At 58.6% G+C, this 15,010-nt stretch carries 12 protein-coding genes and 1 tRNA gene; 1 reads left to right on the top strand and 12 read right to left on the bottom strand.

The window, feature by feature from the left end:
- Positions 1-98 precede the first annotated feature (98 nt).
- From htpG to LK493_RS02770, 10 genes are all read right to left on the bottom strand, one after another.
- A complete protein-coding gene (gene htpG / locus LK493_RS02725) occupies positions 99-2,123 on the bottom strand; it encodes a molecular chaperone HtpG (protein ID WP_227790047.1) in 2,025 nt (674 codons plus the stop codon).
- A 202-nt stretch (positions 2,124-2,325) separates the two neighbouring features.
- Positions 2,326-2,826, bottom strand: a complete 501-nt coding sequence (locus LK493_RS02730) for a GNAT family N-acetyltransferase (RefSeq protein ID WP_099432637.1) — start codon at positions 2,824-2,826, stop codon at positions 2,326-2,328.
- 39 nt (positions 2,827-2,865) lie between these two features.
- A complete protein-coding gene (locus LK493_RS02735) occupies positions 2,866-3,516 on the bottom strand; it encodes a tyrosine-protein phosphatase (RefSeq protein WP_022094060.1) in 651 nt (216 codons plus the stop codon).
- Positions 3,517-3,533: 17 nt separating this feature from the next.
- Positions 3,534-4,271: a CpsD/CapB family tyrosine-protein kinase gene (locus LK493_RS02740; protein ID WP_227790048.1), complete on the bottom strand. Its 738-nt coding sequence runs from the start codon at positions 4,269-4,271 to the stop codon at positions 3,534-3,536.
- Between the two features lie 2 nt (positions 4,272-4,273).
- A complete protein-coding gene (locus LK493_RS02745; protein ID WP_227790049.1) occupies positions 4,274-4,930 on the bottom strand; it encodes a YveK family protein in 657 nt (218 codons plus the stop codon).
- A gap of 195 nt (positions 4,931-5,125) precedes the next feature.
- Positions 5,126-6,550, bottom strand: a complete 1,425-nt coding sequence (locus LK493_RS02750; RefSeq protein WP_117786112.1) for a sensor histidine kinase — start codon at positions 6,548-6,550, stop codon at positions 5,126-5,128.
- 3 nt (positions 6,551-6,553) lie between these two features.
- Positions 6,554-7,282, bottom strand: coding sequence for a response regulator transcription factor (locus LK493_RS02755; RefSeq protein WP_117786111.1), 729 nt, complete (start codon positions 7,280-7,282; stop codon positions 6,554-6,556).
- Positions 7,283-7,346: 64 nt separating this feature from the next.
- On the bottom strand, positions 7,347-8,222 hold the full coding sequence (gene pstB, locus LK493_RS02760) for a phosphate ABC transporter ATP-binding protein PstB (RefSeq protein ID WP_199575481.1): 876 nt from the start codon (positions 8,220-8,222) through the stop codon (positions 7,347-7,349).
- Between the two features lie 103 nt (positions 8,223-8,325).
- The gene (locus LK493_RS02765) at positions 8,326-9,564 is read right to left on the bottom strand and encodes a sensor histidine kinase (protein ID WP_227790050.1); all 1,239 of its coding nucleotides are present in this window, start codon (positions 9,562-9,564) and stop codon (positions 8,326-8,328) included.
- A gap of 25 nt (positions 9,565-9,589) precedes the next feature.
- On the bottom strand, positions 9,590-10,285 hold the full coding sequence (locus LK493_RS02770) for a response regulator transcription factor (protein WP_227790051.1): 696 nt from the start codon (positions 10,283-10,285) through the stop codon (positions 9,590-9,592).
- A gap of 197 nt (positions 10,286-10,482) precedes the next feature.
- Between LK493_RS02770 and LK493_RS02775 the strand changes: the two genes are divergently transcribed.
- Positions 10,483-11,823: a D-alanyl-D-alanine carboxypeptidase family protein gene (locus LK493_RS02775; protein WP_161115704.1), complete on the top strand. Its 1,341-nt coding sequence runs from the start codon at positions 10,483-10,485 to the stop codon at positions 11,821-11,823.
- Between the two features lie 322 nt (positions 11,824-12,145).
- Here LK493_RS02775 and LK493_RS02780 read toward each other — a convergent pair.
- Together LK493_RS02780 and LK493_RS02785 are read right to left on the bottom strand one after the other, a co-directional pair.
- Positions 12,146-12,236 (bottom strand) — tRNA-Ser (locus LK493_RS02780).
- 92 nt (positions 12,237-12,328) lie between these two features.
- Positions 12,329-14,770, bottom strand: a complete 2,442-nt coding sequence (locus LK493_RS02785) for a tetratricopeptide repeat protein (RefSeq protein WP_227790052.1) — start codon at positions 14,768-14,770, stop codon at positions 12,329-12,331.
- Positions 14,771-15,010 lie beyond the last annotated feature (240 nt).

Consider the following 15,010-nt stretch of genomic DNA (forward strand, 5'->3'; position numbering starts at 1 on the left):
CGAGAGTGGAAAATCTCTCACTTCAAGCCCGCATTCGAGCCAAAAGTGGGAGATTATCCACTCTCGTTCTAATCTAGTTACGGTGCCGTATCCCCGAACTACATCAAGTTGCAAACAGCCGCCGCGAAGGCTACAGGATCCTCGGGGAGGATGCCCTCGACCAGCAGGGCCTGGTCATAGAGCAGACCGGAGTACTGCTTGATCTTGTCGGCGTCGCCTGCCTTCTGGGCAGCGACAAGCTTGTCAAAGACCGGGTGCTTGGCGTTGAGCTCGAGCACGCGTTGGCTCTTGGGCATGCCGTCGGGCGCGCCCTCGGGTCCCTTCTGGAGCACCTTCTCCATCTCGAGCGAAAGTAGGCCCTCGGTGGTGATACAAGCGGGGGCATCGGTCAGGCGCGCGGAGACGGCGACTTTCTCGACCTTGTCACCGAGCGCCTCCTTCATAGCGCTAAAGAGGTCCTCGTTCTCCTTGGTGGCGTCCTCGGCCTCCTTCTTCTCGTCCTCGGTCGCCAGGTCAAGATCACCGGTCGCAACGTTCTTGAGCTCTAGATGACGATCCTCGACCTCGGGCTCGGCACCGTCGGCCACGGCCTTTTCGGCAGCCTCGCGAGCTGCGTCGTCCTCGTAGATCTTGGGCATATCGGCGGCAACGTACTCACGCATAGCTTGGAACGTGAACTCATCCACATCCTGCGTCAGCAGCAGCACGTCATAGCCGCGGTCGAGCACGCCCTTTACCACGGGCATCTTGGCCAAGCGCTCACGCGAGTCGCCGGCGGCGTAGTAGATGGCCTTCTGATCCTCGGGCATGCCCTTGGCATACTCGGCCAGGGTAATCATCTTCTGTTCCTTGGCAGACCAGAACAGCAACAGATCGGCGAGCTCATCGGCCTTCATGCCATAGCTCGAGTAGATGCCGTACTTAAGACCGCGGCCAAAGTTCTCAAAGAACTTCTCGTAGGCCTCGCGGTCGTTGTCACGCATATCCTCAAGGTCGGCGGTGATCTTCTTTTCCACACGCTTGGCGATGGCCTTGAGCTGACGGTTCTGCTGCAGCGTCTCACGCGAGATGTTGAGCGACACATCGGCGGAATCCACGACGCCGCGGACAAAGTTGTAGTAGTCGGGCAGCAGGTCGTCGCACTTCTCCATGATCAGGACGTTGGAGCTGTAGAGTGCCAGACCCTTCTCGTAATCCTTGCTGTACAGATCGAACGGCGCGCGGCCCGGCACAAACAGCAGGGCATCGTACTCGAGCGTGCCCTCGGCATGGAAGCTGATGGTGCGCGCAGGATCGTCAAAGTCGTGGAACGTGGACTTGTAGAACTCGTCGTAGTCCTTCTGCTCGACATCGGAGCTGCGCTTCTTCCAGATCGGTGTCATGGAATTGACGGTCTCGAGCTCCTGGTAGTCCTCGTACTCGGGCTTGTAATCGTCGCCGGCGTCCTCGGGCTTGGGTTTCTGGCGGCTCTTGGACACCATCATCTGGATCGGGTAACGCACATAGTTACTGTACTGCTGAATCAGGCTCTTGAGACCCCACTCGGTCAGGAAGCGATCGTAGGTCTCGGCCTCGCCGTCGGCATCGAGCTTCTCGTTCTCGCGCAGCGTCAGGATGACATCGGTACCGTGCTCGGCGCGCTCGCCGTCCTCGATGGTGTAGCCCTCAAGACCGTCGGATTCCCACACATGGGCGACATCCTCGCCGTAGGCGCGGCTGACGACCTTCACATGGCTGGCGACCATAAAAGCCGAGTAGAAGCCCACGCCAAACTGACCGATGATGTCGACATCGGAGCCCTGCTGCTCGGCGTTCTCGGTCTTAAACTCCTCGGAGCCGGAATGGGCGATGGTGCCCAGATTGCGCTCCAGCTCCTCGGCGGTCATGCCAATGCCGTTATCCGAGATGGTAATGGTGCGGGCGTCTTTATCAAAGGAGACGCGAATGGCCAGGTCGCCCTGGTCGATCTTGACGCTCGGGTCCTGCAGGCTCTTAAAGTTGAGCTTGTCGACGGCGTCGCTCGCGTTAGAGATAAGCTCGCGCAGGAAGATTTCTTTATTGGTGTAGATGGAGTTGATCATGAGGTCGAGCAGTTTTTTGCTCTCGGTCTTAAATTGACGCATGTGCAGTCCTTTCGCGCTACCCCTGTCCGCAAAAACGGCTCGGTCGCCCGAGCCGCATCGCAGACCTGCTATGTTCAGACTTAGATTTTATAACCCATTAACGCGCATATATACATACGGAATCGAAAAACTGTATGTCCGAGCGCTCTGATGCGCCAATTGCCAAGGAGTGTCCCAAACTGCCGGCAGGAAAGGAACGTTCCTATCTGCCATCTACGCGCTTGGCCATCCAGGCATGAGGCTGGCCCTCGTCTTCGTAGTCCACCGGGGCAATCTGCGTGTAGCCCGCCTTGGCATAGAGCGGCAGCACGTATTCCTGAGCATGCAGCTTAATGAGCTTGGCGCCGGCATCACGCGCGCACGTATCACTGGCCTCGACAATCTTGCTCGCCAAACCGCGACGGCGCATGCTCGGCAGCACGGCCACGCGCCCCATAATGTAGGTCTCCCCCGCCGCGACACCTTCGTCCAAGTCGCACGCCGGCGACACCGGAGCCTCTGCGTCAGCCGCGCGCTCAAGCTCTTCGGGAAACACGCGCGAGCAACCGGCAAGCTCGCCGTCTACATAGAGCGTCACATGAATGCAGTTCGGATCCTCGTCGATAGCGTCGAACTCATTCTCGTAGCCCTGCTCGTCCATAAAAATGACGCGGCGCACCAACGCCGCGTCATCAAAGCATCCCGTCTTAAGTTGGATATCCATGGCTGCCCTTTCATTCAATGCGAACGTTAGGGACAGATTTTAGCGAAAATGAGCTCCGCGCACGCTAAACTTCGCGCGAGCCTTCGCCAGGCAATCGTAATGACCCACGTTATGGGCATCGCTCGCGATGAAGCTGTACAGGTTCTGATCGAACAGGCGCTGTGCCGGCTTTTTCTCGCGACCAAAGCGACCGCCGGCAATAAAGTCCGCCGAAGCCTGCAGCTTGCAGCCCATATCGACCAGGCGCTCCGCCACGCTTACATCCTTTTGAACCGCACGATAGCGCTCAGGATGAGCGATGATCACCTGGTAGCCACGGCACTGCAAATCGTAAATCGTGTTCTCGTACTCTCTAAACGCATACGCATCGGCATGCGTCGAAAGCTCGAGCAGAAACTCGTTGGTCCCATCGAAATGCAAGTGCTCCGCGGCATCGATACCAAGCTCAACGAGCTTTCGATGGTTGACCTCGAAGCCCATCTGGAGCGGAAAACCGTCAGCGTTATCGCGCAGCAGCTCAAAGGCATCCCACATCTTGTCGTAATCAAAATAGGGATCACGGCAGTGAGGAGTGCAAACAATTCTGGTTACACCAGCCCGCTTGGCAGCCTCGAGCATCGCCAAGCTCTCATCGAGATCGGCGGCGCCGTCGTCTACACCCGGCAAGATATGGCAATGAATGTCACGCATAGGTCAGCCTTAATCAACTAAACGTTTGCTCGGTTGGTGAAGATGCCCTTTTTGGAAGTCCCCTGATCGTCGGAGCCCTTCTTCACCTTCTTACCGTCCTTGGTGTAGTAGGAGTAGTAGTACTCGCTGGTCTCGGTCTCGCAGTAGTTCATAACGGTACCGATGAGCTTGACCTTCTCGGACTTTTTAAGCTGACCGATGGCGTTGAGCGCCTCCTCGCGCTTGGTGAAATCCTCACGCACCACGAACAGCGTGCCGTCGGTCAGGCTGGCAATCTCGGCAGCATCGATGAAGGTGCCGACCGGGGGAGCATCAAAGATGACGTACTGGAACTTGGCGGACAGCGCCTTTACCAGCTTGGCAAAGCGGTGAGAGACGATGATGTCGGCAGGATTGGGAATATGCGGCTCGGCATCGAGGAAGTAGAAGTTCTTCTGACCCGTCTCGACAATTGCCTGGTCAATGGAGATCTGCTCGGAAAGGACCGCATAGAGTCCGCCGCGCGAACGAACGCCGAGCATATCGGAAAGGGACCTGCGGCGCATATCGGCCTCGACCAGAAGCACGGACTTGCCGCTCGTGGCGATTGCCTGAGCAAGGTTAATGGAAACCGTAGACTTGCCCTCGTTGGGAATCGAGGAGGTAATGGTGATGGTGCGGATGGGGTCGTCCACGCTCGCAAAGCGGATGTTGGCCAGAAGGGTCTTGGCGGCATTCTGTACAACGAGCTTGTCGGTGTTCTTTGCCTTAGCCATGCCTATTTACCACCTTTCATAGCCGGAATTCGGCCAACAACGGGAATGCCCAGGAGCTCTTCTGCCTCTTCGGCACCGCGGATGCGGGTATTGAGCATGTCTGCCAAAACGACATAGGCGACTGCGATAAAGATACCGGCGAGGAACGCGACGGCAATATACAGCGTGCGCTTGGGGCCGCTGGGGGCTTCGGGGGTCTTAGCCTCGTCGATAACGTTGATGCTCTGGGCAGCGCCGACGTTCTGAGCGACCGTACTCACCGAGCTAGCTATGGCCTTTGCGACCTTAGCCGTCTCCTTGGCATCGGTGCCGGTAACCGAAAGCGTAATGACACGCGTGGTGGTCTCGGAGGAAACAGACACCTTGTAGTCATCCAGATCGGTGAGGCCCAGTTCATTGGCTGCGCCGCTCTTAACGCTATCGCTATCCAGCAGCGTGGCGATATCGTTGGAAAGCATCTGACTCGCCGAGAGATCGTTGTAGCTCATCTGACCGCTATCGTCGGTCTTGGCGAGAATGTACATGCTCGTCGTCGCGGTATAGGTGTTGTCCATCGCAACGAAGGACACGATGCCCATGGCGATCGCGCAGACCACCGGAAGGGTGATGACCAGCTGAAGGTGCTTCTTCAGCAGCTGGAACAGTTCGAGAAGGGTCATGCAGCTTGCCTTTCATTTCCCCAGTTCGGATTGACAAAACTGTCCGTATGTTATCGCATCTTTTTACCGAGACCAAACTCTATACATAAGAAACAGGCTCTCCTGTAAAAATGTCGGAAGCAATCGTAAAATTGCACAACAACGCCGCACCCGAAAGTCAAATGCGGCGTCTACATCAATATCTATGTTGTATCGCTATGCGAATGGCTCGTCCTGCTGTATGGGAAACGTCACCGTAATGGTGGTTCCCACGCCCAACTCGCTCGACAGATCGAGCGTGGCGTGATGATACAGGGCCGCATGCTTGACAATGGCAAGTCCCAGACCGGTTCCGCCGCGTGCCTTGGACCTACTCTTGTCCACGCGATAGAACCGCTCAAATACCTTGCCCTGTTCTTCAGGCGCGATACCGATTCCCGTGTCGGCGACCGCAAGGAACGGATGGCCTTCGTCGTTGGTGCCGCACTGCAGCGTAACCGTACCGCCGGGTCGATTGTAGCGGATGGCGTTGCTTGCCAGATTATAGATGAGCTCGTCAATCAAGCGCGACACGCCCTCGATGACCACAGGCTTGGTCTCATGACTTATCGTCACATTCGCCTGACGGGCGACCTGTTCAAGACGCTGCTCGACCGCGTAGATGGCACGCGAGAGCTCAATAGGCTCCGTGGACCCAATGGGCACCGCCTCGCCCTCAGCTGCACGCTCGGCCTCGTCCAAGTTAGACAGCGTAAGGATATCGTTGACAAGCGCTGCCAAGCGGCCCGCCTCACGATAGATGCGACCGCCAAAGTTGCGCAGGTCGCCCTCGCCCTCGACCATGCCGTTTGCGATGAGCTCGGCATAGCCCGAAATCGCCGTAAGCGGCGTCTTGAGCTCATGGGTGATATTCGCCGTGAACTCGCGGCGCATACGGTCGTTGTCCGCTAGCACCGCCATTTGGCGCTTGAGTTCCTGGCGCTGCGACTCGATACGCTCAAGCATGGGGACCATCTCGGCATAGGCGTGCTCATAGCTACGGCGTGGGTGGTCCAAATCCACCTCTTGCAACGGCGCGATGATGGCACGGGACTCGCGGCGCGCCATAAAAAACGAGAGTACCGCACCCGCTGCTGCGATAAGCAGCATCGGCGCCACCATCGACAGCAAAATCGCCGCAACGCCAGGCTGGGCCTGCGCCAAGCGGACAACCTGGCCGTTATCAAGGGCGACGGCGCGATACAGCATAATCTCGTCGAGCGTAGAGCTTGCGCGCTCCGCGGAACCCAAACCACTCTCAAAGGCCTCGATGACCTCGGGGCGATCGCCATGGTTGGGCAGTGTGGAAGGCGACGCCTCGTTGTCGTAGGCAACCGATCCATCCTTGTTAATCAGCGTGATGCGCAAGTCCTCGCGATCGAGACTACGCAAGAACGGGATGGGCTCCTGCTGTTCGTCGAGAGCGGCAGCAATGAGCTCGGTTTCCTGCGCCAGATTGGCACTCGTGGCATCCGCCAAGGTGTTTTGCACAAAGAACGCACCCAGCACCGTAAACGCCACGATAACCGCCATGGCGCAGACAAAGATCGTCACAAAAACGCGGTGCGACAGCGTATGTTTTCCCTGGGGGGCGAAGACCACGGGTTACTCCTCCGATGCGGTGGCCGCGGTGTCGTCGCCTTTGGCACCATCGCCGGCAGAAGGCTCGGCCAAGCGGTAGCCCACGCCGCGCACGGTCTCGATGGCGCTGGCATGCTCGCCCAGTTTTTGGCGAAGCGTCTGCACGTGCACGTCAACGGTGCGCGAACCGCCGTCGAAGTCCCAGCCCCACACGCTCTGCAGCAACGACTCGCGGGTAAAAACCACGCCGGGCTTGCGCATGAGGTACTCGAGCAGGTCGAACTCGCGCAGGGTGAGCTTAAGCGGCTCGCCGGCAACGGTCACCTCGCGATGGCTGGGCGAGAGCACGATGTCGCCCACGCTGAGCACATCGCTCGCCTGCTTGACCATGCCGCCGCGACGCAGCAGTGCGCGGCAGCGGCTCGCAAGCTCCATGAGCGAAAACGGCTTAGTCAGGTAATCGTCGGCACCGCCATCGAGCGCCATCACCTTGTCGAGCTCGGTATCCTTGGCGGTAAGCATCATGATGGGCACCGTCGCCGTCAGGCGATCGGCACGCAGTCGACGCATAATCGCCAAGCCATCGGTATCGGGCAGCATGATGTCGAGCAGGACGGCATCGGGTACCCGTCGCGCCACGGCAGCCTTAAACTCACCGTCGCACGAAAAGCCTTCGGCCTCAATCCCCTGCTTGCGCAGCGCATAGACCGTCAAATCCCTGATGTTGTCATCGTCCTCGACGTAATAGATCATGTTGAACCCCTTTGCGGCCGGCATGACCGCATCTTAACCCTAAAGGTACCTTTACTAGATGGTATCAGCCAAAACGCCCCGTCAAATAATCCGCCGTGCGCGGATCGGTCGGATTCTTGAAGAGTTGCGCGGTGGGCGCGTGCTCCACCAGCTCACCCAGCAAAAAGAATGCGACCGAATCGGAGATACGCGCCGCCTGCTGCATATTGTGCGTAACGACCACGAGCGTGCAGGTCTCTTTGAGCTCACAGGCCAGCTGCTCCACCACCAGCGTCGACACAGGGTCGAGTGCCGAGGTCGGCTCGTCCATCAGCAGAATGTCGGGCTGCACGGCCAGCGCGCGGGCGATGCACAGACGCTGCTGCTGGCCGCCCGAAAGACCCAGACCCGACTCTTTGAGCTTGTCCTTGGCCTCGTCCCACAGGGCGGCGCGTCGCAGGGAGTCTTCGACCAGCTCGTCGAGCACGACGCGATCGCGCACTCCCATTCCGCGAGGACCGTAGGCGACGTTGTCGTAGATGCTCATGGGAAACGGGTTGGGGCGCTGGAACACCATGCCCACGCGCTGGCGCAAACGGCAGATGTCGTAATCGCCCAGGATATCTTGACCATCGAGCGCAATCTTGCCCTCGATACGGCAATCCTTGATGCCGTCGTTCATGCGGTTAAAGCAGCGCAGCAACGTGGACTTTCCGCAGCCCGAAGGCCCGATAAATGAGGTGATCTGCTTGTCGCGGATCTTGATATTCACGTCCTTGAGCGCATGATGGTCGCCATAGAACAGGTCGAGGCCCTCGACGTCGATGCGCGTCGGCGAGGCGGCAAGATCCTCTGCCGTGGGGCGAGTCGCATCCCCAACCTCGCGCTCGTGCGCGGCCTCGGCCTGCGCTTCCATGAGTTCTTCAAGCTCCGTGGGCTCCACAGCCGCAGCAGCCGTCATACCGCATACCTCCACATCGATATCAATTCAGCAGTATCGATAGTAGAAATCGCGGCTCATATGCACGTGAGCGCATTGTCAAGTGTTTGTAAGGGCACGCTGGCTATGCGGCGGGCAGCTCGATGGTGAATATCGTGTGTTCGGGCGTCGATTCACATACAACGGTACCGCCGTGTGCCGCGATGATCTCCTTGGCAATAGCAAGGCCCAGACCGGCACCACCGCGATTGGTCGCACGCGCCGCATCCAGGCGATAGAACTTCTCAAAGATCACCTTGAGCTTAGCCGCAGGGATAGGATCGCCCTGATTGATAAAGCGAACGCGCACGCCGCCATCGTCTTGGCGCCCGGCCTCAATCGTGATAGTCGAGCCCTCATAGCTATAGGCGACGGCGTTTTTCATGATGTTGTTGAACACGCGAGCCATCTTGTCGCCATCCACGAGCACCGTCAGGTCCTCGTGGATATCAACTTGGGCTTCCTTATGCTGCTCGTTGAGGATGGGATAGAACTCGTCAGCCACCTGAGCCAGCAGCAACCCCAGATCAACATAGCCGCGCGTGAGCACGATATCGTGGAAGTCAAAGCGTGTGATATCGAAGAACTCTTCGATGAGTGCATCGAGCCGGTGCGCCTTGTCGAGAGCCACGCCCGTAAAGTGCGCACGTTGCTCAACCGGCAGCTCAGGAGCCTCTTGCAGCAGCGAAAGATAGCCCACCACACTGGCAAGCGGGGTGCGTAGGTCATGTGCCAAGTACGTGACCAGATCGTCCTTGCGATGCGACTCGTCACGCAAGGCCTGTTGCACCTTGCGCTCACGGTCACGCACGCGGTTAAGGGCGCCCTCGACCTCCAAGAAGTCGCCGTCGATGTTGTCCCAGGTGTCGGGGTGATCGATCAGGCGATCTTGAATACGAGCGGCCAGCACACAATCGGCATGCTGCTCGCCCTGTTCGTAGCCCTGGTAGTACAGGGCGCGGCCACACAAGAACAGCACGCACGCGGCAAGCGCCAGCACAAAGCCAAGCATGTTGAATACAAAGCCGGCATCGAACAGCACCGGCCCTTCGATGCCGCCGAGCGCCATGGCGCCAATCGCCAACGTCATGGCCCACGCGGCGCCGCCAATCACCATGCAGCGGCGCACGATCTCAAATCGATCGATCAGCAAAAAGCCGGCAAGCAGCACCGTCAAGATTCCGGCGATGTTGTCGATGCCAATCAGCAGCAGGCTCAGCAAAAAGAGCAGCACCGTTGCAAGTGCGCGGTTGTCGACGACCGACCTCACGTATTCAAAGAGCCGATCGGGTACCTCGAATGCCTGCCTATCGTCTTTTGTCATATCCACTTCCCCACCATCAAAGGCGCTATTCGATGATGTAGCCGACGCCCCAGACGTTTTTGATAAAGCGTGGCTTTTGTGCGTCGTCGCCGATTTTTTCGCGCAAGTGGCGAATGTGCACCATCACCGTATTGTTGGAGCCGGGCATAAAATCCTCGCTCCACACCGCGCGGAACAGGTCCTCCACGGCCACCACGCTGCCGCGATGCTCGACCAGATACAGCAAGATTGAATACTCGGTGGGTGTGAGGCGTACCGGTGCACCGTCCACCGTCACGGAACGAGCGTCGCGGTTGATCTCCAAGCCGTCGAGCTGAATGGTCGGCGACTCGGCCGCCTGTGCACGGCTACCGCAGCTGGTGTAGCGGCGAAGCTGAGCGTGCACGCGCGCGATGAGCTCCAGCGGACGGAACGGCTTAACCACGTAATCGTCCGCGCCAAGCGAAAGGCCCCCGATCTTGTCTTGCTGGGCATCGCGCGCCGTCAGCATGATCACGGGATAGGTATGGCTGGAACGGATCGTACGCAGCAGCTCAAACCCATCGATATCGGGCAGCATGACATCTAGCAGCGCCAAATCGAACTCCTGCTCCAAAATCGCCTTGGCAGCATCGGCCCCGCTATAGGCAATCTGGACATCAAAGCCCTCTTTTGTAAGGTAGATGCCAACCAAGTCGGCGATGGCCTTTTCGTCATCAACTACCAGTATGCGCTCGTTCATGCGTGCTCCTCTCGCGCTCCATTATGCCTGAGGCGACGCACGCCACACACAACAAGCGTGGGTGATTAAGTCGGTCTTAAGCACCCTTGTGCCCGTTCGAACGCGGATGTGGGCCACGCACGCACGCGATGATCGCCGACGCCGGCAAACGATATACTCTAGTTTCAGAAGAGACCATCCCGTCGAAAGCGAAATCTGTGAAGTCCCTCACCTCTTTTGCAAAGCGCTCAGCCCAGCTTGCCGCCGGCTTTGTCTGCGCTATCGCCCTTGCCGCTGGCGCGCCCACCGTCGCCGGCGCCCAAGTGCTCACGACCGACAATGTTTGCGGCAAAACCGCCGATGCGCGCGGCATCACGGCCGAAAACCTGCCCGATATCGATGCGACCAATGCCCTCGTCATGGGCAAAGACGGTACCGTCTACTATGGGCGCGGCGCCGATGAGCAGGTCAAAATCGCCTCGATCACCAAGGTCATGACCGCAATCCTAACCGTCGAGAATTGCAAGATGGACGAGAAGGTCACGGTGAGCAACGCCGCAGCCACCGTGGGTAATTCGACCGCCGGCTTGCTCGAAGGCGACGAGCTTACCGTGGAGCAGGCACTACGCGGTCTGATGATTCCCTCGGGCAACGACGCCGCCATCGTGCTCGCCGAATATGTGGGCAAGAAGATCGACCCCAAGACCAAAGACGCCGAGGCCACATTTGTGAAGGCCATGAACGAGCGCGCTAAGAAGCTCGGCTGTACCGGTACGCTTTTTGAAAACCCGCATGGTCTGGACTTTGATGAGTGGGCTGGCAATATGCACTCAACCGCACACGACGTAGCGCTGATGATGCAGGAGGCCATGAAAAACGACACGATCCGCGAGGTCGTAGCGAGCGAGGATTCCTGGATCGAGGTCACGGGCGCCGACGGCACCGACCATTCGCATTCCATGGACACGCATAACTATTTGCTGGGCCAAGATGGCAACATCGGCGGCAAGACCGGCACCACCGACGACGCGGGCTATTGCTTTACGAGCGCCTACAACCGCGACGGCGACGAGATCTACACCGTTATTTTGAACTCCACCACCACCGATCAGCGCTTTACCGATACCGCCACCCTTGCCAACTGGTACTACGGTCACAAGGTGACGGTCGCAATCGCCAACACGCAAGAAAAGACCGCCAACGGCAACCCGCTTATGGCGCGCATTAGTCAAACCGACTGGACGGATAAGACAATCGACGCCACGCTCGCCGATCCCACGGCGCAAGCGACCGTGTTTTCTCTTGCCGGCGAGGTGACCGAAAAGGTTAGCTACGACGATCTTTCGGGCACGGTGCATGTGGGCGACAAGGTGGGCAGCGTTACACTCAAGCAGGACGGCACCAAGATCGCCGTCATGGACCTGGTTGCCGACGAGGAAGGCGCAGGGCCGAATCCCATTGAATGGCTGCTCGTGAAGCTCGATCGCTTGGGCCGCCGCATCGACAACCGCCCGCTCACAGCCGAGAGCGAGACCGTAGCCAAGGCGCCCAAGGCGTAGGGCCGGAGCGATATCACATCGAACCAAATGAGGCGTCCAACGGGGCGCCTTATTTTTGAGGGTTCGAATCCCCAGCGCCCTTTCTCGATAATAAAAAAGGGCCCCCGATGGGACCCTTCTTTAAAGTTAAACTGGCGGAGAGCTGGGGATGTCCGGACATGCTACGCATGCCCTCCGGCTTCAAAGCCTGGCGGCTTTTCGCCCACGGGCTACAAACGCTTTCGCGTTTGCTTAACGCCCGTGCCCTCTCGGGTTCGAATCCCCAGCCTCCTTTCTCCGCACAAAAAAGGGCCCCAAATGAGACCCTTCTTCAAATTCGTACTGGCGGAGAGCTGGGGATTCGAACCCCAGATGCCCTTTTGGGGCATACTCGCTTAGCAGGCGAGCACCTTCGGCCTCTCGGTCAGCTCTCCGTAACAGCCGTTCTATAGTAACCAAACAGCCTAAGATGGGCAAGAGGAAATTTTCTAATTGCCTAGCATCCTTTCCTCATTGGAAGCTTCGCCTACCCCAGCGAGCGGTTGAGGGAGCCGAGCTCGTCGTTGCCCATGGTGCGCCACATTTGGAAGATGCAACCGCGTGCCAGGAAAAAGAAGCCGTTGTCGACCAGTTGAACAGCGGCATCTGCCAGCTGATTCGTCACGGCGGACACTGGCGGCAGCTCGAGTCCAGCCTTGCGAATGGTCTCGACCGCTTCCTCGAACGTCGGAGGCTCGCTGACGCCCATCTCGTTCATAAGGCCCTGCATTTCTTCCAGCGCGCTGCTGCCCGACTCCTCGCCACGTGGCACCAGACGGTAACAAGCCAGCGCAAGGTCGAGCTGATCGCAATTCCAATAGGCAAACGCCAGGCGATAGAACAGGTAGCCGATTGCAGAGCGATCGCTGGCAATACGTAGGCCGTGGCGCGCCACCTCGATAATCTCGTCAAAGCGCTCCAGACGCGCAAGCACGTTGATGAGCGCAAAGTGCGATTGCATGGACGAGCGCGCCAGATCGTAAAGATGGCGCACCTCGGGCAGCGCTCGTTCAAAGTCCTCTTGCTCGGCATAAAAGCTGCAGATCTCGTGCTGGGCAAAGTACAGCGCATCGGGCGCACGAAGGATTCGCACAGAGCGGTCTTCTTCCAACACCGGTAGCATCATGCGCACCAGCTGGTTATCGCAAAACTGCGTTTGAACCGGACCTGTCGCCAAAAGCTCGGCGACGGCGCACTTGGCCTCCAACTCCTCAACAAGACGGGAAAAGCCTTCAAAAGCACCTGTACGGTCGACTTTTGCCTGCTCGCGCAATTCAACAACACGGGCCACGTATGGGTCGTCGTCCTCTTCCATGACCTCCAGCTCGTCAGCCGTATCGGCAAGCAGCAGATCGCGCAGCGCCGGCGGCAGCATGCGATGGTCATCACGCGGACGAGCATGAACCTCCGCAGGTTCAATCGTCTCCGGAGCGGTTGACTCATACGCCTCAAGCACACGCTTGCACGGCATATCGTCCATGTCCATGCTCTCAAGATCCTTGGCGACAGGCACGCAATCGGCCAGATAGGCCGCGCGCCCAAAGAAATACGTTGCGACAACGCGCTCGCCCTGCTCACTGTCGGGAGCAGCAATCTGCACATAGCAGCGCGTGATGCAGGTGCCCGCGGCAAAACACGCTGCCGCAAGCGTGAGCGCCACGCGCGCATCGTGCTCCGCGGCCCAGATCGTGCGCGTGTCCTCGTCCAGCTCGTGCCAGGCGTCATCTTGAGCGTCGTATTCACGTTGCGGCATGGCATCAACGACAGACTGCCCAAACCGAACGAGCATGATCCCTTCGGCAACGTTTGCCCGATAGGTATAGTCGAGCCGCGTGACCACGTTAAGTGCCTCGACAATACGCGCGAAGCGGGTACGCACATCCCACTCACCGCCCGGCTGGCAAGCCACCGTACCCGGTTTGCCCCACGGGTTATCGCTCGAGGTTGTATCGAGCAGTCGGGGAACATCGTTGGTCGTCTTGGCGATATGCCACGCATCAAAGAGCGCGCAGCCCTCAAGGCTCGGCGAGGATGCCGCAGGGACCAATCCGGCCCCGATGTGCTCAAGGATGCCGGAGAGACGGTTAAGACGGCACTCGATGGCAAGCAGCATGTCAATCTCGTCCTGGTCCAACAGGCTACGATCAAAATTGAGATAGAAAATCTTTGAGCGATCAATGCGAGCCAGGCTCATCTCGGACTTGGCAGCGATGGTGCGCAGGCGGGGCAAGTCAATTTCGCTCATAAGGGCGGCGGCATAGCGCTCGATACCGCTCGGATTCTCGGCATGGTCAACGCGGTAGAGCAGCGTCTCGATAGCATCGGGGAGCGGTGCCGTGTTAAAGCCCAAAAACACCTCGACCGGCTCGGGCAACTTTACGAGCTTGATCTTGTCGACAACGTTTTGCATACCCTCGTCGAGTCCGCCGGCGTCCGCCGTGTTCACAATAGCGCTTTCGGAGTTGGCAAATATCACGTAGCGCAAGAACATCGAGGCCATGAACTCGCCGTAAGGAAGGGCGCGGGTCGAATTCCATGTCTCGTGGTCGGACTGCTCGCGCATGGGGCCTTCGGGAGAGCCGGCAGTTTGCGCACACGCGCGCATTGCACCGTTGGCTTCCCTTACCATAATCTCACCAATACTGGAATCCGACTCGTCAAGGACCAGTTCCATGTCGGGATCGTTGGGCAGCGGAGCCTCGCTGACGGGGCGGTCCACCTTGTACACCTCACCCGAAACGCTTACGTAGCCCAAAAGCGACACATGACTTTTGCCAACGAATTCGACGGCATAGCATGATTCATGCGGGTCCTCGCCAAAGAGTTTCCAGACCACGCCATATGAGCGTCCCGCAGGCTGCTCGGGCATCACCGGAAAGCGCTTCTTGGGATCGAGAAACCTGAGCTTGTATGTCGGACGCTCTGCCACGAAGTATCACCCTGATCGGTCGTTGAGAGAAGGAGTGATCGCGGATGGGCCGCGACACCTACTCGGAATCTTACACGAGTCGACAGGAAATAGTCCGCTTTACGCCCGCGCCTCGACCGAGGTTCGAATCCATGCAGTGTTTACGTAAAAGAAAAGCCCCCGTTGCCGGGAGCTTTAATCTCAAATGGTGCGGCGTATAGGATTCGAACCTATGACGTTCTGATTCGTAGTCAGACCCTC

Source organism: Collinsella aerofaciens, assembly GCF_020709435.1.
In the GTDB taxonomy this organism is placed as follows: domain Bacteria; phylum Actinomycetota; class Coriobacteriia; order Coriobacteriales; family Coriobacteriaceae; genus Collinsella; species Collinsella aerofaciens_AU.

What these genes read in the sequence shown, in the direction of transcription:
- LK493_RS02765 (WP_227790050.1), bottom strand. Translation starts at nt 9,564, where the DNA reads ATGACAAAAGACGATAGGCAGGCATTCGAGGTACCCGATCGGCTCTTT.
- LK493_RS02730 (WP_099432637.1), bottom strand. Translation starts at nt 2,826, where the DNA reads ATGGATATCCAACTTAAGACGGGATGCTTTGATGACGCGGCGTTGGTG.
- htpG (WP_227790047.1), bottom strand. Translation starts at nt 2,123, where the DNA reads ATGCGTCAATTTAAGACCGAGAGCAAAAAACTGCTCGACCTCATGATC.
- LK493_RS02770 (WP_227790051.1), bottom strand. Translation starts at nt 10,285, where the DNA reads ATGAACGAGCGCATACTGGTAGTTGATGACGAAAAGGCCATCGCCGAC.
- LK493_RS02735 (WP_022094060.1), bottom strand. Translation starts at nt 3,516, where the DNA reads ATGCGTGACATTCATTGCCATATCTTGCCGGGTGTAGACGACGGCGCC.
- LK493_RS02755 (WP_117786111.1), bottom strand. Translation starts at nt 7,282, where the DNA reads ATGATCTATTACGTCGAGGACGATGACAACATCAGGGATTTGACGGTC.
- LK493_RS02740 (WP_227790048.1), bottom strand. Translation starts at nt 4,271, where the DNA reads ATGGCTAAGGCAAAGAACACCGACAAGCTCGTTGTACAGAATGCCGCC.
- pstB (WP_199575481.1), bottom strand. Translation starts at nt 8,222, where the DNA reads ATGACGGCTGCTGCGGCTGTGGAGCCCACGGAGCTTGAAGAACTCATG.
- LK493_RS02745 (WP_227790049.1), bottom strand. Translation starts at nt 4,930, where the DNA reads ATGACCCTTCTCGAACTGTTCCAGCTGCTGAAGAAGCACCTTCAGCTG.